Source organism: Aurantiacibacter rhizosphaerae (assembly GCF_009807005.1).
Taxonomy (GTDB): domain Bacteria; phylum Pseudomonadota; class Alphaproteobacteria; order Sphingomonadales; family Sphingomonadaceae; genus Alteraurantiacibacter; species Alteraurantiacibacter rhizosphaerae.
Map to the genome: position 1 here is coordinate 241,777 of NZ_WUBR01000003.1, position 25,467 is coordinate 267,243.

The window sequence follows — 25,467 nt, forward strand, 5'->3', positions numbered from 1 at the left end:
GAAGCAATTCGCTAGCACCCCGGTGCAATTGATTTCGCCTGTTGCTGGAAATTTTGGAGCGCTCGTCCCTTTTACAGGGCAACAACGGTGCCGCTCTCTGGAGAAGACATGACCGAGAAAGTCCTGGAAACCACACTCGAAGTTCTGAAGGAGGACGCCGAAGGCCTCCTGATGGAATGGATCGATCAGGCGGACGAAGACGGTGCCAAGCGCAGCGATCTTTTCTCCGAAAGAGAAGAGCGCGATCAGGCTGCCAGCATGCTGCGCGCATTCCGGCTGGGCGTGCGGGACACCTCTCGCGAGGGCGATTTTGACCTGCGTGACGAACACTGGGCCGATCTGCGTGGCATCCTTTCGGAAATCACGCATGAGCGGGTGGAGCGCGGCGTTCTTCCGGGCGAGATGGCCGCGCTTGTCCTTGCGCTGAAAACCCCGCTGTTCGGACGTTTGACGGATAAGCTGGTAGGCCAGCCGGATCGGTTGATCGAAGAAGTGCTGATCGTGTCTAAAGCGATTGATGCCTTCGCCCTCTACACCAACGAAGTGTTCATCGCAGAGCGTGAGCAGATTATCGAGCGCCAGCGTGACGAGATGCTGGAGCTTTCCACCCCGGTGGTGGAACTGTGGGACAAGGTTCTCACCCTGCCGCTGATCGGCACGCTGGACAGCATGCGCGCGCAGGAGGTGATGGAAAGCCTGCTGCAAGCCATCGTGGAGCGGCAGGCCGAGGTTGTAATCGTGGATATCACCGGCGTTAAGACGGTTGATACGCAAGTTGCGCAGCACCTGCTGCGTACGGCAGCCGCGGTGCGCCTGATGGGCGCGCGCTGCATCATCAGCGGTATCAGCCCCAAGATCGCGCAGACCATGGTGGAACTGGGCGTTGATGTTGGTGAAGTGCGCACGCGCTCTTCCATCAAGAACGCGCTGACCGATGCGCTGACGTCTGTCGGCGTGGCGATCCGGCCTATCGAGCGTAACCAGCGGTCCGGCGCATGAACGCGGCCGCAATCTATGCGGTCGAAGGCGTTCTCCTTGTCTCGATAACATCCGATATCACGGACAGTGACATTATCGAGCTGCAGGAACACCTTTCCAATCGCATCGCCGAAAGCGAGACGCGCGGCGTGGTGGTGGATATCTCCGCGCTGGAAATCGTCGATACCTTCGTTGGCCGCATCCTTGCGCAGCTGACGGCGATTGCGCGCCTGCTGGATGCGGAAACCTATGTGGTGGGAATGCGGCCTGCCGTGGCCATGACTCTTGTCGAGCTGGGCATGTACCTGCCTGACAATCACACGGCCCTTACGCTGGATCACGCGCTGGAAAAGATTCGCAGCGCAAGGTCGGCCAATGGCATTTCCCGGCGGGCGTAAAATCGCGACCATAGAATTGCGAACGGACCGGGATGTTTCCCGCGCACGTTCGCGTGTCAGCGATATCATGAAATCCAAGGGCAGCCGCGATCTGATGATCACCCGGTTCGTTACCGCCGTCAGCGAGATTGCGCGCAACGCCATCATCCATGGCCAAGGCGGGCGCATGTCCGTTTTCGAATTGCCCGATGCACGCCTGATCGGCGTGGAATGCGTGGACGAGGGGCAGGGCATCGACGACATCGAACTGGCGCTGGGCGATGGTTATTCCACCCGCAAGAACAGCCTGGGGCGCGGATTGGGGGGAGCCAAACGGCTCGCCAAGACTTTCACTATCACAAGCGCGCCCGGCAAGGGGACTGTCGTGCGCATGATAGGAATGTGCACCACGCGATGATCGGCTGGCTGAAAATTGAAGAATCGAGCGCGGTTGCAGAAGCCCGCCGTCGTGCGCGGCGCACGGCCAGTGCCCTTGGGTTCAATTCGACCAAGGTAGAGCATGTCGCTATCGTCGCTTCCGAGATTGCACAGAACGTCCTTCGCCATGGGGGCGGCGGCCTGTTGCTGGTGCAAGTGTTTGGCGCGCCTTCGCTGGAGCGGTTGCACCTGCTGGGCGTAGACACTGGCCCCGGCATCACGCGCGTCGATCGCATGCTGAAAGATGGCGAGACGACGAAGCGATCCATGGGCACTGGCCTTGGCGCGATCAAGCGATTGAGCGACCGCATTGATATAGACACTTCCCCGGCGGGCACGGTTGTCGCTGCCGAATTCTTAAGAACACCCATGCCGCCGAAAAGCGCGGCTGACCACGCGGGGCTGCGCATTGCCTATCCCGGCGAACGGCGCTGCGGCGATGCCATTGCCGTAAGATCGGGCGATGGCGTGTGCCTGTATCTGCTATGCGATGGGCTGGGCCACGGCCCGAATGCGGCCACTGCGGCAGATGCAGCGAAGCGGGCCTTCATGGCCGCTAAGGGCAGCGATCCATCGCGTTTGCTGATGGAAGTGGGCGAAGGGCTGGCCGGAACGCGCGGCGCGGTGGCCGCAGTGGTGGCGGTGAACCACACCGAAAAGCGCATGGATTACGCCGCTGTCGGAAATATCAGCACACTCGTCTGGCAGGATCGCAAGGTGCAGCGGCTGTCCGTGCGTGACGGCCTTTTGGGCGGGCGGGTCACCACCCCGCATTGCGAGACTATCACCCTGTCCGATGATGCCGTGATCGTGATGCACTCCGATGGATTGGCCACCATGCGCGGCCTTGCGGAAAGGGTAGCCCTGCTGGACCGCAGCGCACCTGTGATCGCCGCCCGATTGTTGAGCGATACCGAACGCAAGCGTGACGATGCCTCCATCATTGTGGCCCGATTGCATGCTGGAAGGACATTCTAGGATGGAAATCGTCAGCGTAAGGATCGGGGTAGAGGCGGATATTCCGCGGGTCCGGCAGGTAAGCGATGTGATCGCGCGCAGCTTCTCTTTTGAAAATTTTGCCCGAACCCGCATGATCACCGCCATCCTGGAAATCACCCGCAACGCCTTGCAGCATGGCAGGGGCGGCAGGGCGTATTTCCAGGCAGAGCGCAAGGCCGAACATACCTGGCTGAAAGTGGTGGTGGAAGACCAGGGAGACGGGCTTCCGGACGACAGCGTCTTTGTAAAAAGCAGGCGGCCTTTCCGGGCTAACCTTTCCCAATCGCGCGGCATGGGGCTGGGCCTCACAGGCGTGCAAAGCCTGGCCGACAGCTTTGATCTTAGATCCTCCAAGGAAGGCACTACGGCCGAGCTGGCATTCCAGACATCGGTGCCTGCCAGAGAGCTGGAAAGCCGGGTTGAGGATGTACGAGAGAAACTGGGCGACCTGAGCGCGACCGATCCCGTTGCAGAACTTTCGCGCCAGAACCGTGAACTGGCCGAGGCCATGGCGGAACGCGAACTGTTGATTGACGAGGTGCATCATCGCACGGGCAACAATCTGTCGCTCATCATCAGCTTCATCCAGCTGAGCAAGCGCAATGCCAAGGAAGAGGAAACGCGGGAGGCCATGGCCCAGCTTGAGGCCCGCGTTCATTCCGTCGCCAAGGTCCATCAGGAATTGCAGCGCGCCCATCTGGGCGAACGGATTTCGCTGTTGCCCCTGCTGGAAAATGTCGCGCGCCACGCGCAGGATGCCTTTTCCAACCCGGAATTCGACATCAGCATCTCCGTGTTTGGAGACAATGCCAATGTCGTTGGTGCAGCCGCCATTGATCTTGGCCTGATCGTGAACGAACTGGTCACCAATTCCTACAAGCATGCCTTTGCAGGGCGGCAGCAGGGCAAGGTGCAGATCGCGTTCGAGCGCGGCCCCGATGATGAATATTGGGAGCTTTCCGTGCAGGACGACGGTGGCGGCATTCCAGAGGACATGAAGCCGGAACGATCGGATTCGCTGGGCTGGCGTATGGTCCGGGCGATGGCCACGCGCCATGCTGGCAAGATTACCACAAGCGGTGAAAAGGGCTTCCGCACTTCCATCAAGTTCCCGCCGGAATTCGCCAGCGCGGGCAGGGATACTTCGGGCAGCGCCTCCTCTGCAGAGTAAAGCGCGCGGTCTTGCTCGCCTTTGCGGGCTGATCACCGCCGGAATGTTCCAAAATGGAAGACAATTCGGCACCTGCTTGCAATCCCGACTGTTATCGGCATCATTTGGTGCATGGGGGATTTTTCAAGAAAAGGCCTGCTTATAGGCTACGCAAGCGTCGTGCTTCTGTCGCTGGTTCCGTTTGTTGTTCTGGCAATTGCAAACGTGCCAATTGTCGATGTCGGTACGCCGCCATATGCGGTGTTTGCGATTGCGATTGCCGTGGTCCTGATCGTCCTTCGCCCGCTATGGCTTGTGGCACGCCTGCATCCCGAGCCCATTCGGCAACTGGGCAGGGATCTTCTCAACTATGCGCCCTGGCTCCTCACCTCCGGCATTACCCTTCTGGCCATAGCCGAAACGGTGGAGGGGGCGCTGTCGATCAAGCAGGCCATTCCCTACCTCAACCCCTTCTGGGCGGATGCTGCCCTGATACGGATCGACCGAATCCTGTTTTTCGGTCACGATGCCTGGCAGGCGACCCACGCCGTGCTCCCATCCGGCGGCACGCAGGTGATCGATTGGCTTTATGCCATCTGGCACCCCGTGAAAGTGGCATTCTGCATGGCCATGATCCTCTCTTTCGACAGGCGGCTACAGCTCCAGGCGGTGTTGAGTTTCCAACTGTCCTGGCTGCTGCTGGGGAATTTGACGGCCGTTTCGCTTTCCTCGGTTGGGCCGGTATTCTTCTCCCACTTCTGGGGCCGCGATGATTTCGCGCCGCTGATTGCGCAATTGCATGAAGGTAATGCCAGTCGCAATCTCTTCCGCCAGATATCTGCTGGAAGCGCAGGGCACGAATGCGTTTGCCGGAGGCATTTCTGCGATGCCATCCATGCATGTTGCCATCGCAGTGCTGGTTGCGCTTTTCCTGAAAGAGCGCCTGCCGTCCTTGCAATGGATCGGCTGGGTCTTTGCCGCGATCATGTATTTCGGATCGATCCACCTTGGCTACCACTACGCGACTGACGGCATTGTTTCGGCAGTGGGCGTCATATTTATCTGGAAGATGACGAGCCTGTATCTCGCGTGGCTGGCGCGCCTGTCGCCTGCGCCATCCAGCGGAACTGCGGATGCATTGGCGGCCAGGTAGCGGTAAGTATTCAGAATATCTAAAACTATGAAATTGCAGAAGTTTGGATGGCTGAAGGGTCTATTTCTTCAAACTTGCAAGATCGACTGAAAGATAGTTCTGCAATCGTAAAAAAATCATTCGAACAGACCCATAATCAATCCTGTGTGATGCTGTTGCAGGGGTGCCCGATTACGCGATCTTTGTATTTTGCTTTCAAGTTGTCTATCAGTTGCTTGGGGGCAAATAAAGTATGGCAACAGCTACGTTTTTCGTAATCAAGTCTGACCAGCTTATTGCGCTCAATTATCTGCCAGATGTGTGTCCTGTGCCCGTGTCAGCGGAGTGGATAGACCGCGGCACGGACCGCAACCTGTCGCCATCGCGGGTGGAGCAATTGCTGCGCACCTACCATCGCAAGGATCCATCCCCCAGCGTCCTCAGGCTGCGCGAAACCGCAGGAATCCGCGCCATCTTTGGCATCGAGCACGAAAGAAACCTGTTCGCGCGTGCCTTTGCAGATGCCTGCGCGCGGCAGGAGGCGGACCGGCAGCGGTTCCTGACAGCCATCTATCCCGCAATTGCCGACGCACAGCAGGCCGTGGATGCCTTGGTGAATGCGGGCGTGGATCAGGATGCGATCGCCATGCTGTGGAACGCGAACCGGTATATGGACCCAGATCTCGCCCTGCCGGCAGGGCACAGCAAGGGCAGGGTGATCGGCAATGTTTCAGCCGGTGGTCTGGCCGCTGCCGCACTGGGGACGGCGATACTCATCGTGCCGGGCATCGGCCCTGTGGCGGTTGCCGGTGCCGCCGTGGCTTCCGCCCTCAGCTCTGTCGCCACCGCCAGCGGGATTATCGGTGCAACAGGCGCCGCCATGGCCACCATGCTCAGCGACGATGATGTGGAGGATGTGGCCGCAAACCACCTGGAAGAGCAGCTGCGCCGCGGCCGGATATTCGTATCGGTCGACAAGGAGCGATGCGGTGTGACGAGTGACACGGTCGGCTGGCTGCTGGAAACAACAGGGGGATGGCTGGTTTAACAGACTGACACAGTGCGATTTGATGCAAGGTCTGCTCTGATAATTCATGCCTTCTAACCTGATCTTTACCAATAGTGCCAATAGTTACGGCATGACTTTCAAGCGACTGAACTTCATCCGACTGATCCTGCGATCCGCTGCTGTATTGCTGGCGCTGAACGAAATCCGCGGGCTGGTGCTGGCAGCGCCGGTTTTTTACGCAATGTATGAAGCGGGCGGTTCGCTGATGGCGATCTGGCTTGGGATTTCATCCCTTCTTGGCATTGCGCTCTCGGTGATAATCCCGATGTTCGCGCTCAAGAAGATAGAGGCGAAGCTGCAACCGGCCTCGACCTGATTATTCGCCGCAAATCATAGCGCCGTTCGACCGGCGCAAGTGGCGGCATCCAACCCTGCAAAAACTGGCTGCGATTCGCGATTCGATCACGGCAGTGAAAAGCCGAATCACGATTCGCTTTTGCCCACCCAGAACTGCTCCAGGCTGGAACACAATAAATCATGGTTACCGCGCCGTTAACCAACGGCGTTAGTTCTTTGCCAGAATAACTAATTGCAAATTGGAGATATTTTTTAACCGAATTAAGTTTCCTTGCTTTGGAAACCGATTCTCACGACGATTGTGTGGTCAGAGGGGGCAAGCACTCCGGACCAGAACTGAGCTGAGGTTTTAATTGAAACCATTAGCACAGGGGGCTGGTCGCAGGGGTTCTACCTCGGGCGTCGACGGTAACCGGAAATAGATGCTGGGCCGCCGGATAGAACAACTGAAAAGTGAGATGACTGATGAAAACTTTCCTGAAAAACTTCATTGCTGACGAAGCTGGCGCATCTGCTGCCGAATATGCCCTGATCATCGCCGTCGTCGGCGTTGGTATCGGTGCTGCGGCCCTTATTCTGGGCGCCAACGTTGAAGAGGCCATTGGTAACGCTGCAAACGACGTTAACGAATGTAACAATGCTTCTGGTGCTGCTGGTACGTGGTCCACTGCTTCGACTTGCTAATGTCGAGTTAAAAGCGGCCCCTGTGATAATTTGACTCGCAGGGGCCGCTTTAATGCTATAGTTTTAAGACTATCCACTTTCTGGGGGGAAAGTCATGGGGGCGCGAAATTTCGCCATTCTGGCGATTGCAATCGTACTTGGCGTTTTTGCCGTAATAATGGCCAATGCCTGGTTTTCCGGCGTTGAAGAACGTCAGGAACGCGTTGCAGAAGAACAGCAGTTAACGCGGATCGTGGTGGCAACGCAGCCACTTGAATTCGGTTCTGCGCTGACACCTGAAAATTTGCGGATGCAGAATTTTCCTGCCGGATCGGTTCCCGCAGGCGCTTTCAATTCCATTGAGGCTGCCATGCAGGGCGGCCGCGTGGCGCTTCGCCCGATCGTTCCGGGAGAACCGGTGCTGGCAGACAAGGTCAGCGGTTCAGGCGGCCGGGCGGTTCTTTCCACCCTGTTGCCCGATGGCATGCGCGCCGTCTCCATTCCCGTTTCCGCGGTCACCGGTGTTTCCGGCTTTGTGAGGCCGGGCGACATCGTCGACATCCTGTTGACGCGGCAAATTCCGGGCCTTGGGGCAACCCAGCAAGACCAGATGGTGGATATCGTTATGGAGGGCGTACAGGTCCTCGCTATCGACCAGATGGCCACGCAGGCCGAAGGGTCCGAAGCGCCGCAGGTTGGCAACACGGCCGTGGTGCAGGTGGATCAGTTCGGTGCCCAGAAACTGGTGCTGGCAAACCGCGTCGGACAGCTGAGCCTGGTCTTGCGCAATGTCGAGAACCAGGAGCCCGGCCCGATGCTGACGGTAACGTCGCGCGATCTGGGTGATCCCAGCATTTACCTGGCCGGACGCCAGACGCCGCCACCCGCCGACAGCCGTCCCGCACCGCAGATCGTTTATGCGCAAGCTCCGGCTCCCGCTCCGGCGGCAGCGCGGCCTGCGGCCCCGCCGCGTCCTTCCGGACCGAGCATGTCGGTCATTCGTGGCACCGACTCCACAGAATATCCCGTTGGCCGCCTGGGAGGGCAGTGAGATGCGCAATTTGAAAGCCCTGCTCGCCTTCGCCATGATGACGGCGACATTCTCCGCCACTCCGGCACTGGCGCAATATACCGACGATGGCGGGCTGCATGCCGGTGAACTGGTGGTTCCGGTGAACAAGAGCCAGGTCGTCACCGCGAACGATCGCATCGAGCGGGCGATGATCGGTAACGCCGAAATCGCCGATGTGCTGCCGATTTCGGATCGTTCGATCTATGTGCTGGGCAAATCGCTCGGCACCACCAGCCTGACTTTGTACGACCGGAACAACCGCGTGATTGCGGTGATGGATATCTCCGTCGGGCCAGATGTCGACGGCATGCGGCGCCAGCTGGACGAATTGATGCCTGGCCAGGCGATCGAGGTTGGCCTGTCCAACGGTTCGCTGGTGCTTTCGGGTTCCGTCAACGATGCCGGCGCGGCGGACCGTGCCATGCGCCTTGCCAGTGCCTTTGCCGGTGACAATGTCATCAATCTTCTGGGCATGGGCAGCAGCCAGCAGATCATGCTGGAAGTCCGCTTTGCCGAGGTCAGCCGCAATATTGGCGAATCCTTGGGCGTCAGCGGTTTTGGACTCAGCGATGGTGGCAAATTTGGCGCAGCCGTGGGCAATGGCGCCGGAGCCTTCCCCATCAACGAAGGGGCCACTTCCAGCCTTGAGTCCTTGCAACTCGGTTCAATCACCGATGCATTCGGCGTGTTTGGCGCACTGTTTGAACTGGGCGATGTCAGCGTGGAGGCGTATCTCGATACGCTGGAGCGCAACGGCATGTCGCGCACGCTGGCGGAACCGACGCTGGTTGCCCTGTCCGGCGAAAGTGCATCCTTCCTGGCGGGCGGAGAATTTCCTGTCCCCGTCTCGCAAAGCAATGGCACCGGCGACGGCGGCAATGCCATCACCGTTCTGTTCAAGCCCTTCGGCGTCAGCCTGGCCTTCACGCCCACCGTTCTTGGCAACGGCGTGATCAACCTGGTGGTAGAGCCGGAGGTCAGCTCGATCGATCCCAGCGCCTCTGTCACCATCAACGGGCTGACCGTTCCGGGTCTGCAGACGCGCCGGGCGCGAACCACGCTGGAAGTGCGCGATGGCGAAAGCTTTGCCATTGCCGGGCTGCTGCGTGACGAAACGCAGGCAACCACGAACCAGCTGCCGCTGCTTGGCTCCTTGCCGATCATCGGATCGCTGTTCCGCTCCACCAGCTATCAACGTGGTGAAACCGAATTGCTGATCGTGGTCACGCCGCGACTGGTGCAGCCGATCCGCCCGGATCAGGTGCGCCTGCCCACGGATCGCGTGCCGTCGCCCGATGTGGTGGACGTGCTGCTGAACGGCGATGTCTATCAGCCAAGAGAGCTGCCGGCAGCTTCGCCAACACTCGAAAGCAATGGATCGGAAGGCGCGGATTATGAATATTAAGCCACTCGCCACGCTCACCCTGTCAGCCAGTCTGCTGGCCGGTTGCGCAAGCACCTACAGCGCGCAGTCGGGCATTCTGGATCCGGAGGATTTCGGGGAAGCCAACCGGCAGACCTATGCCGCGATGATCGTGAACCCAGATCCTGTTTACACCGAACCGATGGAAACAAGCGCGCAATCCGCCGCTGATGCGGTGGAGCGCGTGCGTGAGCGCGAGGTCATCGTGACCACTGCCGAGGATACCACCTCGATCAGCGGCGGCGGCGGTGGCGGCGGAGGTCGTTAAGCGAGAACGAACCATGCCCCGACGATCTGCCTTTCTATCCGACGAACGTGGCGCTGTTGCAGCAACTTATGCGATTGCCATTACCGGACTGATCATCGTTGCTGGTGCGGCCTTTGATTACAACCGCGTGATGGCGCTCGATTCAGAGCTTCAGACAGCGGCAGACCATGCGGCGCTGGGCGCTGTTACGCAGCTGGACAAGAAGAACGGTGCCTGCGCCCGCGCCGGAAATGCGGCGGTAGAACTGCTGAGCAATATCACCCTGCTTTCCAACACCGATACCGGCAATACCATCACGGTAAACGGCGGCACCACCATCGGCATTAGTGATGACGCCTGCACGGATTTTACCGGCATCACCTTCTATCAGGACGAGAACAAGGTCAACGTCGCCACGACGGATGCGGAGGCCAAGTTCGTCGAGGTGAATGTGGATGTGCGCGCAGCGCGCTTTGCCTTTACCGCGATTGGCGGATTGCTGGGTGCCGATGCCGGGGGCAGGGCGATGGCAGGGATCGGTTCGGCCATCTGCAAGGTGCCGCCCCTGATGATGTGCAATCCGAACGAGTCGACGGACCCTGATTTCAACGTGGCCAATTACGTGGGCAAGGGCATTCGCCTGGTTGCCAATGTCAATGGCGGCGGCGGGGTCACGGCGGATGAAGAGGCAGGATCTTATGGCCCCGGCGTGTTCGGTTACCTTGAGACGGGCGCCGGAAGCGGGGCGATAAATACTGCCAAGACTCTTGGCCGTGCGGCGTTGCCCGGCGATTGCGTGTCTATCGAAGGCGCCGATGTGAAACCGGGTCAGCAGGTCAGCGTGCTAGATGCCCTGAACACCAGGTTCGGCATTTACGCCAATGGCCTGAACAACGCCTGCGGTACGAATAATGAACTGTGCCCGCCATCCGACAATGCACGTATCGACCTTCTCAATGCCATTCCCGGTGGTAGCGGTGGCGGTGGCGGTGGCGGTGGCGGTGGCGGCGGCGGCGGTGGTGGTGGTGGTGGTGGCGGTGGCCCGGCACCGAACTGCGCCATTCAGAATAACGGCTTTACCGTCGGCGATAATCCCTATCGCCCCATCTCGCCAACAGCGGACCTTGACGCCAGCGTTCCACTCGATCCGATGGGTTATCCGCGCGACAAGTGCCATGCCGTAAGCCAGGATGGCGTGTGCACCGGCAATGGCAACGCCCGCGTGGGTGACGGCAATTGGGATCGCAATGCCTATTACCGCTCCAACGGTTACGGCGCGATACCGGGAACATGGTCGAACTACGGCTATCCCGAATTGCTTAATCGCACTTTGCCAACGCGGTATCAGCAGTACCGCTATGAGTATGAAAACCGTGCAACGATGCTGGCCGCGCGCACGGTTCCGGGATACCGGCAACAGGGCACGCCGCTTTGCACGCCGCCGGCGGGCATTGCGCCGGGCAGTTCGCCCGATCGCCGCGTGCTCAGCATTGCTGTGATCAATTGCAACGCAGAAGAAGTCGGTGCCAGCACCACCGATGCCGACATCGGTGAGTTCGTGGATGTCTTCCTGGTGGAGCCGACCGCACGCCGCAGCTTCAACAGCACTCAATACACGCGCAACAGCGATGTCTATGTCGAGGTTATCGGACGCACCCTGATCGGTGGCGGCGGTGGTGGCGGTGGTGGCGCGCTGCAATCCGTGCGTCGAGACAAGCCCTACCTGGTCGAATGATGGCAGTGCTTCGCAATCTTCTTGGCGATACCCGTGCCGCTGCCGCTGCGGAGATGGCGCTGATCCTGCCCATGGCTTTCGTGCTGATCTTCACCACGATGGAAGGCGGCTATTACTTTCAGACAGAGCACAAGGCGATCAAATATGTGCGCGAAGGCGCGCGCTACGCCGCGCGTCAGAACTTTTCCAATTATGATTGTTCCGGTGGCGGTGCATTGGCCACAGGATCGGCAAACATGCAATCAGCCGTGCAGCAGGTTACGGTTTATGGCCGTCCGCTGGGGGCAAACGAAACCCCGCCGCGCGCCCGCATTGCCGATTGGCAAACCAGCGATGTGAACATCATCGTCACCTGCGATGCCGGTTATGGCACCGGCCTGTATGCAGGAACGCCCGATGTAAAGGCGCCGGTGGTGCTGGTGTCCACCCGGTTCGATTACACGCCGATCCTGGGCATGCTGGGCTTTGACATCAGGAATATCGACGTGGTCGCCCAGGCAGAAGCATCGGTGGCCGGGATATGATCGCGCTGCTGCGCCTTTGCCGCAATCAGCGGGCAAGCTCTGCCGCGGAATTCGCGCTGGTGCTGCCTGTATTCCTGCTGCTGCTTCTGGGTACGATCGACGTTGGCCGATACATGTGGAACGTCGGCCAGCTTGAAAAAGCCACGCAGATGGGCACGCGCTATGCCGTGGTGACGGATATGGTTGCCAGCGACCTGTTCGATTACAGCTTCGCCACCAGCGGCAATATCGAACAAGGCACAGTGGTGCCGCAATCAAGCTTTCCGGGCATCAGCTGTTCGTCCAACGGCACAGCCGTCAGCTGCACGTGCCTTTCCGGTGGAACCTGCGCCTTCGGCACGACGGCGGATGCGACAGCCTTTAACAGAATCGTGGACCGGATGGCCGTGCTCTATCGCGGGATTACGCCAGGCGATGTGACGGTGGACTATACATGGTCCGGCCTAGGCTATTCGGGCGATCCCAATGGCTCCGACGTCGATCCTATCGTCACCGTCAGGGTCAGCAATCAACAATTCAAACCGCTCACGCTTGGCACACTCCAGAATTTGGGGCTGCCAGGCACCAGCCATTCGTTGACTATGGAAGACGGTCAGGGATCGCTGGGGAACTAGGGCGGATAACGTGATGAAGGATATATTGAACCTCTCTGCCACAAAGGCCGTCGGCAAGGCGCCGAGAACCACCATCATCGCAAGCCCGATGTGGGTCGATGGGGCTGCCCCTGTCTCGTCCGCACTGGTCCGCGATCTGAAGATCCACGCGCTTGGCCCCGAAGAGGAGGTGAGCCGGGAGGAGCTGCGCGATTGCGAACTGCTGATCGTGGAGGTGGACGCAAATTATCACGCCTCGCTGGATCGGCTGGCCGCGATCAAGCGCATGCGGCCCGATCTGGCCATCATGGCGGCGGTGCAGAATGCCGATATGCCGCTGATGCGCACCTTGCTGCGCCATGGCGTTTCGGATGCGGTTGCCCTGCCGTTCGACAGTGAGGAGCTGACCTCCGAAATCATCAATATCGGTGCGCGGCTGGCGGAAAATACGCAGGTGCCGCTGGCGCCTTCCGTTTCCTTCGTGGGCGCGCTGGGCCGTTCGGGCACCACCGCCATCATGGTGCATCTGGCAAACGCCCTTGTGGCGCGCAGCGAGCATCCCATTCGCTGCTGCCTGATCGATCTTGATCTGCAATCGGGGCATCTTGCGGGCCACACCAATGTGGACACCAACCGTTCCATCCTGGGCCTTCTGGATGCGGAGGAGCGGGTGGATCAGGACATGATCCGCAACGTCGCCACCAAGAGCAAGGATGGCATCTACGTCATCCCCTCACCCCCGGAAATTCTCCCGATCGAACAGGTCGACACCGATCAGCTGCTGCGCATCGTGGAGCTGGCGCGGGCAGAGTTCGATCTGGTTTTCATTGATCTGCCGTCTGCATGGACAAGCTGGTCTCTTTCCGTCGCGGCGGAATCGGACAGCACGATAATGGTGGTGCGGCAGGATCTTGATCACCTGCGGCAGGCAAAACGGTGTTTCGGCCTGTTCCGCGAAGTCGGCATCCCAAACAACAAGGTGAAGGTGATCGTCAATCGCGCGACAAAGGGCATGTTCAAGAGCATTTCGCTGCAGGACGTGGCCGATACCGTGGGTTTTGAAGTCATGGCGGCGATCAGGGAAGATCGCGGCGAACTGTCGCACGCCATTGACGAGGGCAAGCTGGTGACAGCGATTTCGCGCCGCAATGTATTCGCGCAGGACATCGATGCCATTGCCGCGCGCTTTGAACAGGCAACAGGGGATGGCGGGCGATGAAGTGGTCACTGAAGAATTCTAATTCCGCATCAGCGCCAGCCCCGGCGGAAGATCTGCCGCCGGTGGTGGAGGAGCCAGGGGAAACAGCACCCCCGCCAGCACCAGCGAAGAAGACCGCCCATGCGCAAGTGGCCACGGGCCGCAGTGCCAACCGCATGCTGGATATCAAGGTGGGTATTCACCACGCCCTGCTTGATCGCATCAACCTCAGCTCGCTCGACAAGATTTCGCGCGAGGAACTGCGTAGCGGCATTGGTGAGATCGTTGCCGAACTGCTGATCGAAAAGGACGAGATCCTCAACCGCAACGAGCGCGAGGCACTGGTCAACGATGTGCTGGACGAATTGTTCGGCCTCGGCCCGCTTGAGCCGCTGCTGCAGGACGAGGATGTTACCGATATCCTGGTGAACGGGCCGAAGAACGTCTTCGTCGAACGGTTCGGCATGCTGGAAAAGGTGCGGACCGAATTCAAGGATGAGCGGCATCTGATGCGCATCATCCAGAAAATCGTTAGCGCGGTGGGTCGCCGGGTGGATGAAAGCTCTCCCTTCGTCGATGCGCGCCTGGCAGACGGATCGCGTGTGAACGCAATCGTGGCGCCGCTGGCAATCGATGGCTCGCTGCTGTCCATCCGCAAATTCGCGAAGAAGAAGATCGGTATAGAGCGGCTGGTGGAGCTGGGTTCCATGCCTGAACCCATGGCAGAGGTGCTGTCCGCCGTGGTGAAATCCCGGCGCAACGTCCTGATCTCGGGCGGCACCGGCTCCGGCAAGACGACCATGCTGAATGCCTTGTCCTCCTATATCGACAAGGATCACCGCATCGTGACGATCGAGGACAGTGCGGAGTTGCAATTGCAGCAGGACCATGTCGCGCGGCTGGAAACACGGCCCGCCAATATCGAGGGGCGCGGCGAGGTGACGCAGCGCGATCTGGTGAAGAACGCACTGCGCATGCGGCCTGATCGCATCATCGTGGGCGAAGTGCGCGCCGGTGAAGCCTTTGACATGCTGCAGGCGATGAACACCGGCCACGATGGATCGATGACCACCATCCACGCCAACACCGCACGCGATTCCCTGTCGCGGCTGGAACAGATGATCGGCATGAGCGGCATCGATATCACATCCAAGTCCAGCCGTGCGCAGATCGCCTCTGCCATCAATGTGGTGCTGCAGGTGGGCCGCCTGTCGGACGGGCGGCGCAAGGTTCTCAGCCTGTCGGAAATCACCGGCATGGAAGGCGATGTCGTCACCATGCAGGATATCTTCCAGTTCCGCATTCGCGACCGCACCGAAGACGGCAAGGTCATCGGAGATCACGAGGCCACCGGCATCAGGCCCAAATTCCTCGAACACGCGAAATCCGCAGGCATCAATCTGCCGGCAGAGCTTTTCCGCCCCGATTTGAGGATTTCGTAGAGATGCTCGACACATTCATCAGGATTGCACTGCTGCTGGCGATTTTCGCTTCGATCTTTCTGGTCAGCCAGCTGGCGCTGAATTTCTTCTGGAAACAGAACTCGCACAAGCGGGCGGTGAACAAGCGCCTCTCCATGATCAAGACCGGTATGGAGCGGGACCAGGTCGTCGCCATGCTGCGCAAAAACCAGCCGCAGGAGATGGAAAACCTGCCCGGCATCATCCGGCGGCCAGTTCTTTCGCTGCAACGAACCATCGCCAGTTCCGGCGTGCCGTTTACAATCATGCAGGTGCAGATGGCCATGGCCACGGCAGTGCTGGGCATCTTCGCCCTGCTGCTGCTGTTGATCGCCACCAGCGACGTTGTGGCATCAGCTGGCGTTCTGCTGATGGCAGTCGTGATGTCCTGCTGCATCGGCATTCTGCTGCCGGTGATGATATTGTCGATGATGGCAACGCGGCGCAGGCGGCGGGTGGAACAGCAGTTTCCCATTGCGCTGGACGTGTTCGTTCGGGCGCTCAAAGCCGGCCATCCCATCGCCTCCGCGCTCACCATTCTGACGCAGGAGATGGAAGATCCCATCGGCAGCGAATTTGGCCTGGTGTCGGATGAAATTTCCTATGGCGCCGACCTGACCGATGCCCTTACCGAGATGGCGGAACGCTGGGACCTTGATGATATCCGCATGTTCGTGGTGTCGCTTACCGTGCAGAACGAAACGGGCGGCAATCTGGCAGAGATCCTGGAAAATCTTTCCACCGTCATCCGTGCGCGCGCTTCGCTGTTCCTGAAGGTGCGGGCGCTGAGTTCGGAAGGCCGGATGACCGGCTGGCTGCTTACCGCCCTGCCGATTTTCGCCTTTGTCGGCATGTTCAGCGTGAACCCTGAATTCTATTTCAGTGTCGCGGAAGAACAGTCCTTCATAATCGGCTTCGTCGGGCTGATGGTGATGTACCTGCTGGGCTTCATCATGATCCGCAAAATGATCGACATAAAGGTCTGATATGCTGGAACAGATCCTCGCCAGCGCCATCCTGCGTTCCGCCCTGCTGATCGGGCTTTTCGTCCTCGTGGTGGTCGCCAGCTTTTCCGCCATGGCCTATTACAACAGGCGCAGCGCCATTCGCGGAGGCTTGCTGAAAATCCGCGACGATGTGGTGTTTGAAGAGCGTAAGCCGCCATCCCACAAGGAAGAAAATGCGTCGGCGTGGTCTAACATTGTCGATGCGGTGGAGCGGGCCGGGCTGCACCTTGGTGATAGCAAGGATCAACGCCTGAGAGAGCGGCTGGTGGCTGCGGGCTATACCTCGCCTTCCGCGCCCCGCGTCTATACTCTGGTGCGGCTGGCGCTCATCTTCGTTCTGCCGGGGCTGTATCTGCTGGTCGCGCTGACGAGGCCGGAGCCTCCCGGTTTTCTGGCGCTGTATATCTTCGGCTCCCTACTGGGGCTGATGGGTCTCTTTCTCCCGTCGCTTTTCGTGCAGGCCAAGGCAGACCGCCGGCGTGAGACGATCGTGAACGGTTTTCCCGATGCGCTGGACCTGATGCTGGTGTGCATGGAAGCAGGGCTGGGTGTGGAGGCCGCGATTGATCGCGTTGCGCGTGAGATGGCCTCCTCCCATCCGCTGGTTGCCACATTGCTGGGCACGGCGGTTCTGCAACTTCGCGCTGGCGCAACCCGGCAGGAGGCGTTTCGCCGCATGGCCGATGCCGCAGGCGTGGATGAAATCCGCAGCTTCACCACGCTTCTGGTGCAGTCGGACAAGCTGGGCACCTCGGTATCCTCCACACTGCGGGTTTATGCCGAGGAAATGCGAGAGAAACGCCGCATGCGTGCGGAAGAGAAAGCGCACAGGCTGCCCGTTTTGATATCCATACCGCTGGTGGTGTTCATGCTGCCGACGATGATCGGGGTCGTGATGCTGCCTGCTGCGATCCGAATGATGCGGGACATCTTCCCGATGATGACCGGCTGAAAAAGATAGGGGGATAGAAAATGCGTAAGGGATCACTCATCCTTGTGGTGGCGGCAGCGACAATGTCGCTGAGCGGATGCCAGCTGTTTTCACCGGGGCACGGCAATTCCTTGCAGGCCACGCAGACCCAGCCGGACATGGCCAGCTATTTCGATCAGCGCCTTGCCGATGGCAGGCGGCACCTGCAGGCCGGGCGGCTGTCCCATGCGATCACCGCGTACCGGCAGGCATCCTACAGCGCGGATCACACTGCCCGCGCGCATAACGGGCTGGCAATCGCGTTCGACAAGCTGGGCCGACGCGATCTGGCTGAACATTATTTCGCCTCCGCCATGGCGCTGGCCCCCGATGACGCGATGATCGCGCGCAACGTTGCCCGTTTCGATTCCTCCGCAGTGAATACCGATGAGGTAGAGATGGCCGTGCTCGCCGCGCAGCAGGCTGCGCCAAAGGCGGATTCATTCGATCAGGCAGGATCGATTGCGACAGATGGCGCGACAGCGCGCACGCATGGCCTAGTGCGAGCACGCGATGGCGGCATCGTACTGGGCGTGGCTGATTCCACTGCTCCGGTGGCGACAATGGCAGCGGCGTCTGTCAGGAAAGAAAGGCCTGCCGTGGTGCATGTGGGGCGCGCTGCTCCGGCCACACAGACTGCGCAGGCCAATGTCGAGGAGCGGGCTGGCTACCCTGTCAGGGTGCATATTGCAGAGGCGCCCGCCGAATATCCGGTGCGGGTGCAGATCGGCAAGAACTCTGGCCGTACAAGCGTGAAACTGGAAGATCGGCGCGGGCCGCCGAACGGGCGCACCACCACGATCCGCATTTCATCCCCGCGCGGATAAGGCATCGTGGAGCTTATTGGCGCTCTGGTCCTCGCCGCGTTCGCGTGCGTGGCGGCAATCTGGGACATTCGCAGCCGCAGGATACCCAACTGGCTGAACCTGTGTGTTCTGGTGGGCGGTATCATCATGATCGCGGTCAACTGGTCCACGGCTGAACCGCTATCCCACCTCATGCATTTTGGCCTGGCGCTGGCAGGAGCAATGCTGCTTTTCGCGCTGGGTCTCTGGGGCGGTGGCGATGCGAAGTTTTATGCCGCCACGGCAATTTGGTTCAGCCTCGGCAAGGCACTGACCTTCCTGATCGTGACAGCGGCAGCAGGCGCAATCGTCGTCATCGCCACCGGGCTGATTTCAACCGCGATGAAGAAGAAGGGTTGGCGCAAGGAAATCCCCTATGGCGTGGCCATAGCAACCGGCGCCATCGTGACCGCTTTCGTGTAAGCGCCGCCGCGTAGTCTTCCCTTTAATGCAGGTTCGGGCGCAGCCAGCGTTCGGCGGTTTCCACATCCATGGAGCGGCGCGCCGCGTAATCGGCTAGCTGGTCTTCCCCAATCCGCGCCACGCCGAAATACTGGCTGTCGGGATGGCCAAAGTAAAAGCCGCTCACCGCTGCCGTGGGAAGCATGGCCTGGCTTTCCGTCAGTGTAAGCCCCGCATTGGCATTTGCATCCAGCAGATCGAACAGCACGGGCTTCAGCGTGTGATCGGGGCATGCGGGATAGCCGGGGGCGGGGCGGATGCCTTTGTAATTCTCCCGGATCAAATCCTCGTTCGACAGCGCTTCTTGCGGGGCATAGCCCCACAGATCGGTGCGCACGTGCTGATGCACTCGCTCTGCCAGGGCTTCCGCGAAACGGTCTGCCAGTGCCTTCAACAGGATGTCGGAATAGTCGTCCGTATCCATTGCAAAGCGGGCAAGGTGGCGTTCAATGCCGTGGATGCCGACGGCGAAACCGCCGATCCAGTCGCCTTGCGGATCGATGAAGTCAGAAAGGCAGAAATTGGCGCGGTCGCGGCTTTTCTTCACCTGCTGGCGCAGGAACGGCAGCAGCGTGTCATCGTCCAGTACCACGTCATCCTCCACTGCCTTGCACGGCCAGAAGCCGCAGACGGCGCGCGCCGTCAGCCAGTTTTCATCGATGATGCGATCCAGCATATCCTGCGCATCGGCAAACAGGCTGCGCGCGCTTTCGCCCACCACCGGGTCCTGAAGGATGGCCGGATATGTGCCGGCCAGTTCCCACGCGCTGAAGAACGGCGTCCAGTCGATGGTTTCGCGAAGGTCCGCCAGGTCCCACGCGTCAAACACATGCACGCCCGGCTTTGCGGGCGCCGCGGGCTTCTGACTGAAATCGGCCATGAAGCGATTGGCGCGCGCATCGGCCAGCGGGTGCAGGGCGGAACCTGTCTTGCCCGCACGGCTGACGCGTACCTTTTCATGTTCCGCCGCGGTCTTTTCGACAAAGGCATCCTTCTGCGTGTCAGACAGCAAATTGCTGGCCACGCCCACGGCGCGGCTGGCATCCAGCACGTGGATCACCGGCCCATCATAGGCAGGATCGATGCGCAGCGCAGTGTGCACCTTGCTGGTGGTGGCCCCGCCGATCAGCAATGGCAGATCCATCTCGGCCCGCTGCATTTCCTGCGCTACCGTCACCATCTCATCCAGTGACGGGGTGATGAGGCCGGACAGGCCTATGATATCCGCGCCTTCCGCCTTCGCGGTTTCGATGATCTTCGTCCACGGCGTCATCACGCCAAGGTCGATCACCTCGTAACCATTGCACTGCAGCACCACGCCCACGATGTTCTTGCCGATATCGTGCACGTCGCCCTTCACCGTGGCCATCACGATCTTGCCCGCGCTGCGCGAATTCGCGGTCTTCTCTTCCTCGATAAACGGGATGAGATGGGCCACGGCCTTTTTCATCACGCGCGCCGATTTCACCACCTGCGGCAGGAACATCTTGCCCGATCCGAACAGGTCGCCAACCACGTTCATGCCGTCCATCAGCGGGCCTTCGATCACCTCGATCGTGCGCCCCTCGCGCGCGGCGATTTCCAGCCGCGCTTCCTCGGTATCGGCGACGACATGCGTGTCGATCCCCTTCACCAGCGCATGTTCCAGCCGCCGCGTTACGGGCCAGCCGCGCCATTCCGCCTCCTGCTTCTCATCCTCTCGCGATTTGCCGCGATAGCTTTCAGCCAGAGCGATCAGCCGCTCTGTTGCATCGGGGCGGCGGCACAGGATCACATCCTCGCACGCCTCGCGCAGTTGCGGGTCCAGCATGTCATACACGTCCAGCTGTCCGGCGTTGACGATGGCCATATCCAGCCCGGCGGGAATGGCGTGGAACAGGAAGACAGAGTGCATGGCGCGGCGCACCGTTTCATTGCCGCGAAAGCTGAAGGAGAGATTAGACAATCCGCCAGAGCAATGCACATGCGGGCACGCTTCGCGGATTTCCGCCACCGCCTCGATAAAATCCAGGGCATAGCGATCATGCTCTTCCATGCCCGTGGCAACGGCGAAGATATTGGGATCGAAGATGATGTCTTCAGCGGGAAATCCGGCCTCCGTCAGGATGCGATAGGCGCGGGAACAGATTTCGACCTTGCGCTCCTTCGTATCGGCCTGGCCGGTTTCGTCGAAAGCCATCACGACGACGGAAGCGCCGTAATCCATGCATTTCGTCGCCTGCTCCAGGAATTGCTCCTCACCTTCCTTCAGGCTGATGGAATTGACGATGGGCTTGCCCGACACGCATTTCAGCCCGGCTTCGATCACGTCCCACTTGGAACTGTCGATCATCGTGGGCACGCGGGCGATATCGGGTTCTGCGGCCAGCAGGCGCAGGAAGGTGGTCATTGCCTCCTCGGAATCCAGCAGCCCTTCATCCATGTTCACATCGATGATCTGCGCGCCGTTTTCCACCTGCTGCCGCGCAACCTCCACTGCCGCGGGGTAATCGCCTTCCAGGATCAGTTTCTTGAAGCGGGCGGATCCGGTGACATTGGTCCGCTCGCCAATATTGACGAAACGCGCCGTTGGCGCACCAATGGTCGCGGTGTCTTGATCGAGATTGCTCATGTCAGGCAGCTACCGTGAAGGGTTCAAGCCCTGCCAGCCGGGTGGCAGGTTGCACGTCCGGAATGGTGCGGGGGGCCACGCCGCGCACGGCATCGGCGATGGCGGCGATATGTTCGGGGGTGGAGCCGCAGCAGCCGCCAAGGATATTCGCATGTCCGCCCGTGGCCCAGCCGGACAGTTTCTGCGCCGTTGTTTCAGGAGGCTCGTCATACTCGCCAAGTTCATTGGGCAGGCCGGCGTTGGGGTAGGCCAGCACCAGGCTTTCGCTGATCTTGCCCAGTTCCTGCACATAGGGGCGCAATTGTTCCGCGCCAAAGGAACAGTTCAGCCCCACCGCCAGCGGCTTTGCATGGCGGACGGAATACCAGAACGCCTCCACCGTATGGCCGGAGAGATTGCGGCCTGAAAGGTCCGTCAACGTCATCGAAAGGGCAATAGGAATTTCCCGGCCCAGCTCGCGTTCCAGCGCGCGCACGGCGAAGATCGCGGCCTTGGCGTTCAGCGTGTCGAATATCGTCTCCACCAGGATCAGATCCGCGCCGCCTTCTATCAGGGCGGCGGCCTGATCGCGGTAGACATCGGCCAGGAAGTCAAAGCCGATTTCGCGATATCCGGGGTCCTCCACATTGGGGGACAGGGTCAGTGTCTTGTTGGTTGGCCCGATGGCGCCGGCCACGAAGCGCGGGTTGCCGTCTTTCTCTTCCGCCTCGTCCGCCGCCTGCCGGGCGATGCGGGCAGAGGCGAGGTTGATCTGTTGCACCATGTCCTGCGCTGCGTAATCGGCTTGGCTGATGCGATTGGCGGAGAAGGTATTGGTGGATACGATGTCCGATCCCGCATCCAGATATGCAGTGGTGATCGTACGGATGATATCGGGCCGGGTCAGGGCCAGAATATCATTGTTGCCCGCCTGCGATGCGGAGAGGCCAAGATCGCCTGCAAAATCGGCCTCGCCCAGCTTTTCCTGCTGGATCATGGTGCCAAAGGCGCCGTCGAACAACAGGATGCGTTTGGCGGCCTGCGCCAGCAATGTTTCGCGAATGCTCATGCCGCGGCCTCCACCCGGGCCGGAACGCGCAGGCCCATGAGGTGGCAGATCGCCTCGATCTGTTCGGCGCGGTTTAGCGTGTAGAAGTGAAATTCACGCATGCCGCCTTCGTAAAGCTTGCGGCACAGTTCGGCGGTCGTCGCGATGGACACCGCTTTTCGCGTTTCAGGGTGATCGTCCAGCCCTTCGAAAACCGCCTTCATCGGCGCGGGGATCTGCGCGCCGCATGCGCCGGCGAATTTGCAGGTTTGCGCGAAATTGGTGATCGGCAGGATGCCGGGCACGATCGGAGCATCGATGCCGGCGGCCACGGCGCGGTCCCGAAACCGCAGGCAGGCATCGGCAGAGAAGAAGAACTGCGTGATCGCGCGCGTTGCGCCTGCATCCAGCTTCCGCTTCAGATTGTCGAGATCGTGCTGCGCGCTTTGCGCGTCGGGATGCACTTCGGGATAGGCGGCCACGGAAATCTCGAAATCGGCAAGTTTGCGCAGGCCCGCCACAAGCTCCGCCGCATTGGCATAGCCTTGCGGATGCGCGGTGAACGGCTGGCCCGGTTCGCCTCCATCGCCGCGCAGGGCCACAATATGGCGGATACCTGAGGCGTGGAACTGCATGGCCATGTCATCCACCTGGTCCCGGCTGGCATCCACGCAGGTAAGATGCGCGGCGACGGGCGCAGAGCCTTCGTCCACCAGCTTGCGGATGGCGGCAAGGCTGCGTTCGCGGGTGGAGCCGCCTGCGCCATAGGTCATCGAAACGAAGGATGGCGCAAAGGCCGAAAGCCGCTGCGACGTGCGCGCCAGCAGGTTTTCCGCCTTGCTGGTGGCAGGCGGAAAATATTCGAACGATACGGCGATATCGCCCGGCATGGCGGCAATCGATCCCGGTGTGTCAGCCGCATTGGTCGAGGGCGTGAAACTGTTCATTACGCGAAGTCTTCCTGCAAGTTCGCGCGCTTTGTGCACTGCAAGATTACAGATATCAAGATATCTTTATATCAGCATGGCAAAGAGGTTCTGGTTACGATTGCACATATAATGAAACGCGCATAGGCGTGGTGCGATGAGGATCGAACCTGTCGTCAACGCCCTTGCGGACAGCACAAGGCTGCGCATCATGCGCCTGCTGGAACAGCTGGAACTGGCCGTGGGAGAGCTTGCCCACGTGCTGGGGCAAAGCCAGCCGCGCGTATCGCGCCATGTTGCGATCCTGTCTGACAGCGGGCTGGCGCAGCGTCGCCGCGAAGGCAGCTGGGCCTTTGTCCGCAAGGCCGTGTTCCTGCAATCTGACAATGCGATAAACGCCGCCGTAGCGCATCTGCTGGACGGGGCGGAGGCAGAGGATGCAGAATTTGCCGCGCAGTGCGCAGAGGATCGCCGCCGCCTCGCCGCGATCCGATCCATGCGGGAAGAAAGCGCGAAAGCATTCTTCGCCAGCCATGCGAATGAATGGGACCAGCTGCGCGCGCTACTCAGCCCGTCGGAGAATGTGGAAGCGGCCATGCTGGATGCGCTGGGTGATGCGCCGCTGGGTCGCCTGCTGGATATCGGCACGGGCACGGGCCGCATCGCGGAACTGCTGTCAGATCGTGCAGAGCACGTGGTGGGGCTGGATCGAAGCCCCGAAATGCTGCGTCTGGCAAGAGCGCGGCTGCAGCATCTTTCCGCCGCGCGGTGGGAATTGGTGCAGGGGGATTTCTATGCGCTGGGCTTTGTGGACGAGACTTTCGACACCGTCATCCTGCACCAGGTGCTGCATTATGCGCAGGAACCCGCCTACGCCATCAGGGAGGCCGCGCGCGTTTGCCGCAAGGGTGGGCGGCTGGTGATCGTGGATCTGGCCGCGCATGAGAACGATGATCTGCGCAAACGCCACGCCCATGTTCGCCTTGGCTTTGCGGAGGAACAGATGAAAGGCTTTCTGGCGGAAAATGGCCTTTCCTATGCCCTCCATTCCGCACTGGAGGGCGATGCGCTGACCACGAAGGTGTGGGTCGCGCAGAAAGACTGCTGATCGGCGCAGCCGATATGAGGATGCGAATTGAGCATTTCTGCCTAAGCGCCCTCGGACTATTTTGCACTTGCGAGCGTTGTTCACTTGCGCGAATGCTTCGCCATGCGAAGTCTGCTAGGTGCAACTACCTAAACCAATCAACACCTTGCGAAAACCATTCTTCGCGCATGGTCCGGCCAATCTAAGGTAACGAAATTTGACGCAGCACCAGTCACTCGAAGATGGCCGTTCCGGCAATCTACCGGCGCGGCGGGAGTTTTCCGACCTTTCCGAAGCGCGTGACCTTGGCAATGAACCGCGCGATCCCAGGAACGAGTTTTCACCCATCCCGACCAGCAGCATCTGGTCGATCATCTGGGCGCGCAAGCTGTGGCTGCTGGGCGCGGCGATTATCGGCCTTCTGCTGGCGCTGGGCTATTCCTTCCTGCAAACACCGCTGTACCGTTCCACCAGCACGATAGAGCTCAATGCCCCCACCGCGCCGGTTACGGCCAGCGGCTCCGGCGTGAACGAGACAGCTGCGCCGCCGCCGACGGATGAGGAATATCTGGATACGCAGGTTGGCATATTGCGCAGCCGCGCGCTGGCGGAACGCGTGGTGCAGGATCTTGAACTGGTTCCGCCTGCTGCAGATGGCCAGCCGCGCACCGTTGCAGCCATTGCCAGCGAGATTGCGGACGGCCTTTCTGTCGACACGACCGAAAACAGCCGGATCATCGAACTAAGCTACGTCTCGCCCGATGCGGGTCGGGCGGCGCACCTCGTGAACGGGTTTGCCAATTCCTACATCCAGCTGGCGCTGGACCGGAAGTATGATGCCACTGTCGCCGCGCGCGACTTTCTGGAAAAGCGGATAGATACCGTTCGTGAAGAGATGAACGGGGCAGAGCGGGACCTGGTGCGATATGCGCAGGCAAACGGCATCATCCTGCTGGGCGGCGAGGGCGGGGAAAGCGCCGGCAGCGGCAACAGCCTGACCGGCAATACGCTGACATCCATCAACGCAGCACTGGCCGAGGCGCAGCAGAAACGCATCACGGCAGAGCAGCGCTTTCGCCAGGCAAGCTCAATCGGTGAAACCAACACCAGCACCGCGGCCCTGCGGCAGGAACTGGCCAGCGTGAAGGCGGAATACGAGGAAAAGTCCACCTAGCTG

Annotated in this window: 26 protein-coding genes; 23 read left to right on the forward strand and 3 right to left on the reverse strand. The window is 60.4% G+C overall.

Annotated features, from left to right (window positions below):
• Positions 1-108 precede the first annotated feature (108 nt).
• The 21 genes from GRF63_RS13500 to GRF63_RS13605 all read left to right on the forward strand — a co-directional run bounded on the left by GRF63_RS13500 (position 109) and on the right by GRF63_RS13605 (position 18,600).
• Positions 109-999 (forward strand): STAS domain-containing protein, encoded by an 891-nt coding sequence (locus GRF63_RS13500; RefSeq protein WP_160486571.1) that lies wholly within the window; start codon positions 109-111, stop codon positions 997-999.
• Positions 996-1,376 (forward strand): STAS domain-containing protein, encoded by a 381-nt coding sequence (locus GRF63_RS13505; protein WP_160486572.1) that lies wholly within the window; start codon positions 996-998, stop codon positions 1,374-1,376. The genes GRF63_RS13500 and GRF63_RS13505 overlap by 4 nt, the downstream gene beginning before the upstream one ends.
• Positions 1,354-1,773 carry an ATP-binding protein gene (locus GRF63_RS13510; protein ID WP_160486573.1) on the forward strand — a complete coding sequence of 140 codons (420 nt, stop codon included), beginning with the start codon at positions 1,354-1,356 and terminating at the stop codon, positions 1,771-1,773. Before GRF63_RS13505 ends, GRF63_RS13510 begins: the two co-directional genes overlap by 23 nt.
• The gene (locus tag GRF63_RS13515) at positions 1,758-2,771 is read left to right on the forward strand and encodes a SpoIIE family protein phosphatase (RefSeq protein WP_160486574.1); all 1,014 of its coding nucleotides are present in this window, start codon (positions 1,758-1,760) and stop codon (positions 2,769-2,771) included. The genes GRF63_RS13510 and GRF63_RS13515 overlap by 16 nt, the downstream gene beginning before the upstream one ends.
• Before the next feature lies 1 nt (position 2,772).
• The gene (locus GRF63_RS13520) at positions 2,773-3,963 is read left to right on the forward strand and encodes a sensor histidine kinase (protein WP_160486575.1); all 1,191 of its coding nucleotides are present in this window, start codon (positions 2,773-2,775) and stop codon (positions 3,961-3,963) included.
• Positions 3,964-4,837: 874 nt separating this feature from the next.
• Positions 4,838-5,095, forward strand: coding sequence for a phosphatase PAP2 family protein (locus GRF63_RS16840; protein WP_419865967.1), 258 nt, complete (start codon positions 4,838-4,840; stop codon positions 5,093-5,095).
• A gap of 232 nt (positions 5,096-5,327) precedes the next feature.
• Positions 5,328-6,122 carry a hypothetical protein gene (locus tag GRF63_RS13535; protein WP_160486578.1) on the forward strand — a complete coding sequence of 265 codons (795 nt, stop codon included), beginning with the start codon at positions 5,328-5,330 and terminating at the stop codon, positions 6,120-6,122.
• A gap of 91 nt (positions 6,123-6,213) precedes the next feature.
• A complete protein-coding gene (locus GRF63_RS13540) occupies positions 6,214-6,459 on the forward strand; it encodes a hypothetical protein (protein ID WP_160486579.1) in 246 nt (81 codons plus the stop codon).
• A gap of 446 nt (positions 6,460-6,905) precedes the next feature.
• Entirely contained in the window at positions 6,906-7,124 is a 219-nt protein-coding gene (locus GRF63_RS13545) for a Flp family type IVb pilin (protein WP_160486580.1), read from the forward strand.
• Between the two features lie 94 nt (positions 7,125-7,218).
• Positions 7,219-8,154, forward strand: coding sequence for a Flp pilus assembly protein CpaB (cpaB, locus tag GRF63_RS13550; RefSeq protein WP_160486581.1), 936 nt, complete (start codon positions 7,219-7,221; stop codon positions 8,152-8,154).
• A gap of 1 nt (position 8,155) precedes the next feature.
• A complete protein-coding gene (locus GRF63_RS13555; protein WP_160486582.1) occupies positions 8,156-9,580 on the forward strand; it encodes a type II and III secretion system protein family protein in 1,425 nt (474 codons plus the stop codon).
• Positions 9,570-9,866 carry a hypothetical protein gene (locus tag GRF63_RS13560; RefSeq protein ID WP_202131750.1) on the forward strand — a complete coding sequence of 99 codons (297 nt, stop codon included), beginning with the start codon at positions 9,570-9,572 and terminating at the stop codon, positions 9,864-9,866. The genes GRF63_RS13555 and GRF63_RS13560 overlap by 11 nt, the downstream gene beginning before the upstream one ends.
• A gap of 13 nt (positions 9,867-9,879) precedes the next feature.
• Positions 9,880-11,580 (forward strand): TadE/TadG family type IV pilus assembly protein, encoded by a 1,701-nt coding sequence (locus GRF63_RS13565; RefSeq protein ID WP_160486583.1) that lies wholly within the window; start codon positions 9,880-9,882, stop codon positions 11,578-11,580.
• A complete protein-coding gene (locus tag GRF63_RS13570) occupies positions 11,577-12,104 on the forward strand; it encodes a TadE/TadG family type IV pilus assembly protein (RefSeq protein WP_160486584.1) in 528 nt (175 codons plus the stop codon). The genes GRF63_RS13565 and GRF63_RS13570 overlap by 4 nt, the downstream gene beginning before the upstream one ends.
• Positions 12,101-12,718 (forward strand): TadE/TadG family type IV pilus assembly protein, encoded by a 618-nt coding sequence (locus tag GRF63_RS13575; protein WP_160486585.1) that lies wholly within the window; start codon positions 12,101-12,103, stop codon positions 12,716-12,718. The genes GRF63_RS13570 and GRF63_RS13575 overlap by 4 nt, the downstream gene beginning before the upstream one ends.
• A gap of 13 nt (positions 12,719-12,731) precedes the next feature.
• Positions 12,732-13,916, forward strand: coding sequence for a CpaE/TadZ family protein (locus GRF63_RS13580; protein WP_160486586.1), 1,185 nt, complete (start codon positions 12,732-12,734; stop codon positions 13,914-13,916).
• Complete coding sequence (locus GRF63_RS13585; protein ID WP_160486587.1) at positions 13,913-15,337, forward strand: TadA family conjugal transfer-associated ATPase; 1,425 nt, start codon at positions 13,913-13,915, stop codon at positions 15,335-15,337. Before GRF63_RS13580 ends, GRF63_RS13585 begins: the two co-directional genes overlap by 4 nt.
• 2 nt (positions 15,338-15,339) lie before the next feature.
• A complete protein-coding gene (locus GRF63_RS13590; protein WP_160486588.1) occupies positions 15,340-16,341 on the forward strand; it encodes a type II secretion system F family protein in 1,002 nt (333 codons plus the stop codon).
• 1 nt (position 16,342) lies between these two features.
• Entirely contained in the window at positions 16,343-17,314 is a 972-nt protein-coding gene (locus tag GRF63_RS13595; protein WP_160486589.1) for a type II secretion system F family protein, read from the forward strand.
• 20 nt (positions 17,315-17,334) lie between these two features.
• Complete coding sequence (locus GRF63_RS13600; protein WP_160486590.1) at positions 17,335-18,159, forward strand: tetratricopeptide repeat protein; 825 nt, start codon at positions 17,335-17,337, stop codon at positions 18,157-18,159.
• A gap of 6 nt (positions 18,160-18,165) precedes the next feature.
• On the forward strand, positions 18,166-18,600 hold the full coding sequence (locus GRF63_RS13605) for a prepilin peptidase (RefSeq protein ID WP_160486591.1): 435 nt from the start codon (positions 18,166-18,168) through the stop codon (positions 18,598-18,600).
• Positions 18,601-18,622: 22 nt separating this feature from the next.
• Here GRF63_RS13605 and metH read toward each other — a convergent pair whose 3' ends face one another.
• Genes metH through metF form a run of 3 tightly spaced genes read right to left on the reverse strand, consistent with a single transcriptional unit; the run spans position 18,623 to position 23,224 of the window.
• Positions 18,623-21,250: a methionine synthase gene (gene metH / locus GRF63_RS13610; RefSeq protein ID WP_160486592.1), complete on the reverse strand. Its 2,628-nt coding sequence runs from the start codon at positions 21,248-21,250 to the stop codon at positions 18,623-18,625.
• A gap of 1 nt (position 21,251) precedes the next feature.
• Entirely contained in the window at positions 21,252-22,298 is a 1,047-nt protein-coding gene (locus tag GRF63_RS13615; protein WP_160486593.1) for a homocysteine S-methyltransferase family protein, read from the reverse strand.
• Positions 22,295-23,224, reverse strand: coding sequence for a methylenetetrahydrofolate reductase [NAD(P)H] (metF, locus tag GRF63_RS13620; protein ID WP_160486594.1), 930 nt, complete (start codon positions 23,222-23,224; stop codon positions 22,295-22,297). Before metF ends, GRF63_RS13615 begins: the two co-directional genes overlap by 4 nt.
• A gap of 136 nt (positions 23,225-23,360) precedes the next feature.
• Here metF and GRF63_RS13625 point away from each other — a divergent pair, with 136 nt between their 5' ends.
• A complete protein-coding gene (locus GRF63_RS13625; RefSeq protein WP_160486595.1) occupies positions 23,361-24,311 on the forward strand; it encodes an ArsR/SmtB family transcription factor in 951 nt (316 codons plus the stop codon).
• Between the two features lie 196 nt (positions 24,312-24,507).
• Complete coding sequence (locus GRF63_RS13630) at positions 24,508-25,464, forward strand: GumC family protein (protein WP_160486596.1); 957 nt, start codon at positions 24,508-24,510, stop codon at positions 25,462-25,464.
• Positions 25,465-25,467 lie beyond the last annotated feature (3 nt).

Excerpts from the sequence above, each read along its gene's own strand:
- GRF63_RS13545 (WP_160486580.1), top strand. The coding sequence starts at position 6,906 with ATGAAAACTTTCCTGAAAAACTTCATTGCTGACGAAGCTGGCGCATCT.
- metF (WP_160486594.1), bottom strand. The coding sequence starts at position 23,224 with ATGAACAGTTTCACGCCCTCGACCAATGCGGCTGACACACCGGGATCG.
- GRF63_RS13580 (WP_160486586.1), top strand. The coding sequence starts at position 12,732 with ATGAAGGATATATTGAACCTCTCTGCCACAAAGGCCGTCGGCAAGGCG.
- GRF63_RS13555 (WP_160486582.1), top strand. The coding sequence starts at position 8,156 with ATGCGCAATTTGAAAGCCCTGCTCGCCTTCGCCATGATGACGGCGACA.
- GRF63_RS13505 (WP_160486572.1), top strand. The coding sequence starts at position 996 with ATGAACGCGGCCGCAATCTATGCGGTCGAAGGCGTTCTCCTTGTCTCG.
- metH (WP_160486592.1), bottom strand. The coding sequence starts at position 21,250 with ATGAGCAATCTCGATCAAGACACCGCGACCATTGGTGCGCCAACGGCG.
- GRF63_RS13500 (WP_160486571.1), top strand. The coding sequence starts at position 109 with ATGACCGAGAAAGTCCTGGAAACCACACTCGAAGTTCTGAAGGAGGAC.
- GRF63_RS13575 (WP_160486585.1), top strand. The coding sequence starts at position 12,101 with ATGATCGCGCTGCTGCGCCTTTGCCGCAATCAGCGGGCAAGCTCTGCC.
- GRF63_RS13600 (WP_160486590.1), top strand. The coding sequence starts at position 17,335 with ATGCGTAAGGGATCACTCATCCTTGTGGTGGCGGCAGCGACAATGTCG.
- GRF63_RS13560 (WP_202131750.1), top strand. The coding sequence starts at position 9,570 with ATGAATATTAAGCCACTCGCCACGCTCACCCTGTCAGCCAGTCTGCTG.
- GRF63_RS13590 (WP_160486588.1), top strand. The coding sequence starts at position 15,340 with ATGCTCGACACATTCATCAGGATTGCACTGCTGCTGGCGATTTTCGCT.
- GRF63_RS13615 (WP_160486593.1), bottom strand. The coding sequence starts at position 22,298 with ATGAGCATTCGCGAAACATTGCTGGCGCAGGCCGCCAAACGCATCCTG.
- GRF63_RS13510 (WP_160486573.1), top strand. The coding sequence starts at position 1,354 with ATGGCATTTCCCGGCGGGCGTAAAATCGCGACCATAGAATTGCGAACG.
- GRF63_RS13535 (WP_160486578.1), top strand. The coding sequence starts at position 5,328 with ATGGCAACAGCTACGTTTTTCGTAATCAAGTCTGACCAGCTTATTGCG.
- cpaB (WP_160486581.1), top strand. The coding sequence starts at position 7,219 with ATGGGGGCGCGAAATTTCGCCATTCTGGCGATTGCAATCGTACTTGGC.
- GRF63_RS13585 (WP_160486587.1), top strand. The coding sequence starts at position 13,913 with ATGAAGTGGTCACTGAAGAATTCTAATTCCGCATCAGCGCCAGCCCCG.
- GRF63_RS13625 (WP_160486595.1), top strand. The coding sequence starts at position 23,361 with ATGAGGATCGAACCTGTCGTCAACGCCCTTGCGGACAGCACAAGGCTG.
- GRF63_RS13570 (WP_160486584.1), top strand. The coding sequence starts at position 11,577 with ATGATGGCAGTGCTTCGCAATCTTCTTGGCGATACCCGTGCCGCTGCC.
- GRF63_RS16840 (WP_419865967.1), top strand. The coding sequence starts at position 4,838 with ATGCATGTTGCCATCGCAGTGCTGGTTGCGCTTTTCCTGAAAGAGCGC.
- GRF63_RS13595 (WP_160486589.1), top strand. The coding sequence starts at position 16,343 with ATGCTGGAACAGATCCTCGCCAGCGCCATCCTGCGTTCCGCCCTGCTG.
- GRF63_RS13540 (WP_160486579.1), top strand. The coding sequence starts at position 6,214 with ATGACTTTCAAGCGACTGAACTTCATCCGACTGATCCTGCGATCCGCT.
- GRF63_RS13565 (WP_160486583.1), top strand. The coding sequence starts at position 9,880 with ATGCCCCGACGATCTGCCTTTCTATCCGACGAACGTGGCGCTGTTGCA.
- GRF63_RS13520 (WP_160486575.1), top strand. The coding sequence starts at position 2,773 with ATGGAAATCGTCAGCGTAAGGATCGGGGTAGAGGCGGATATTCCGCGG.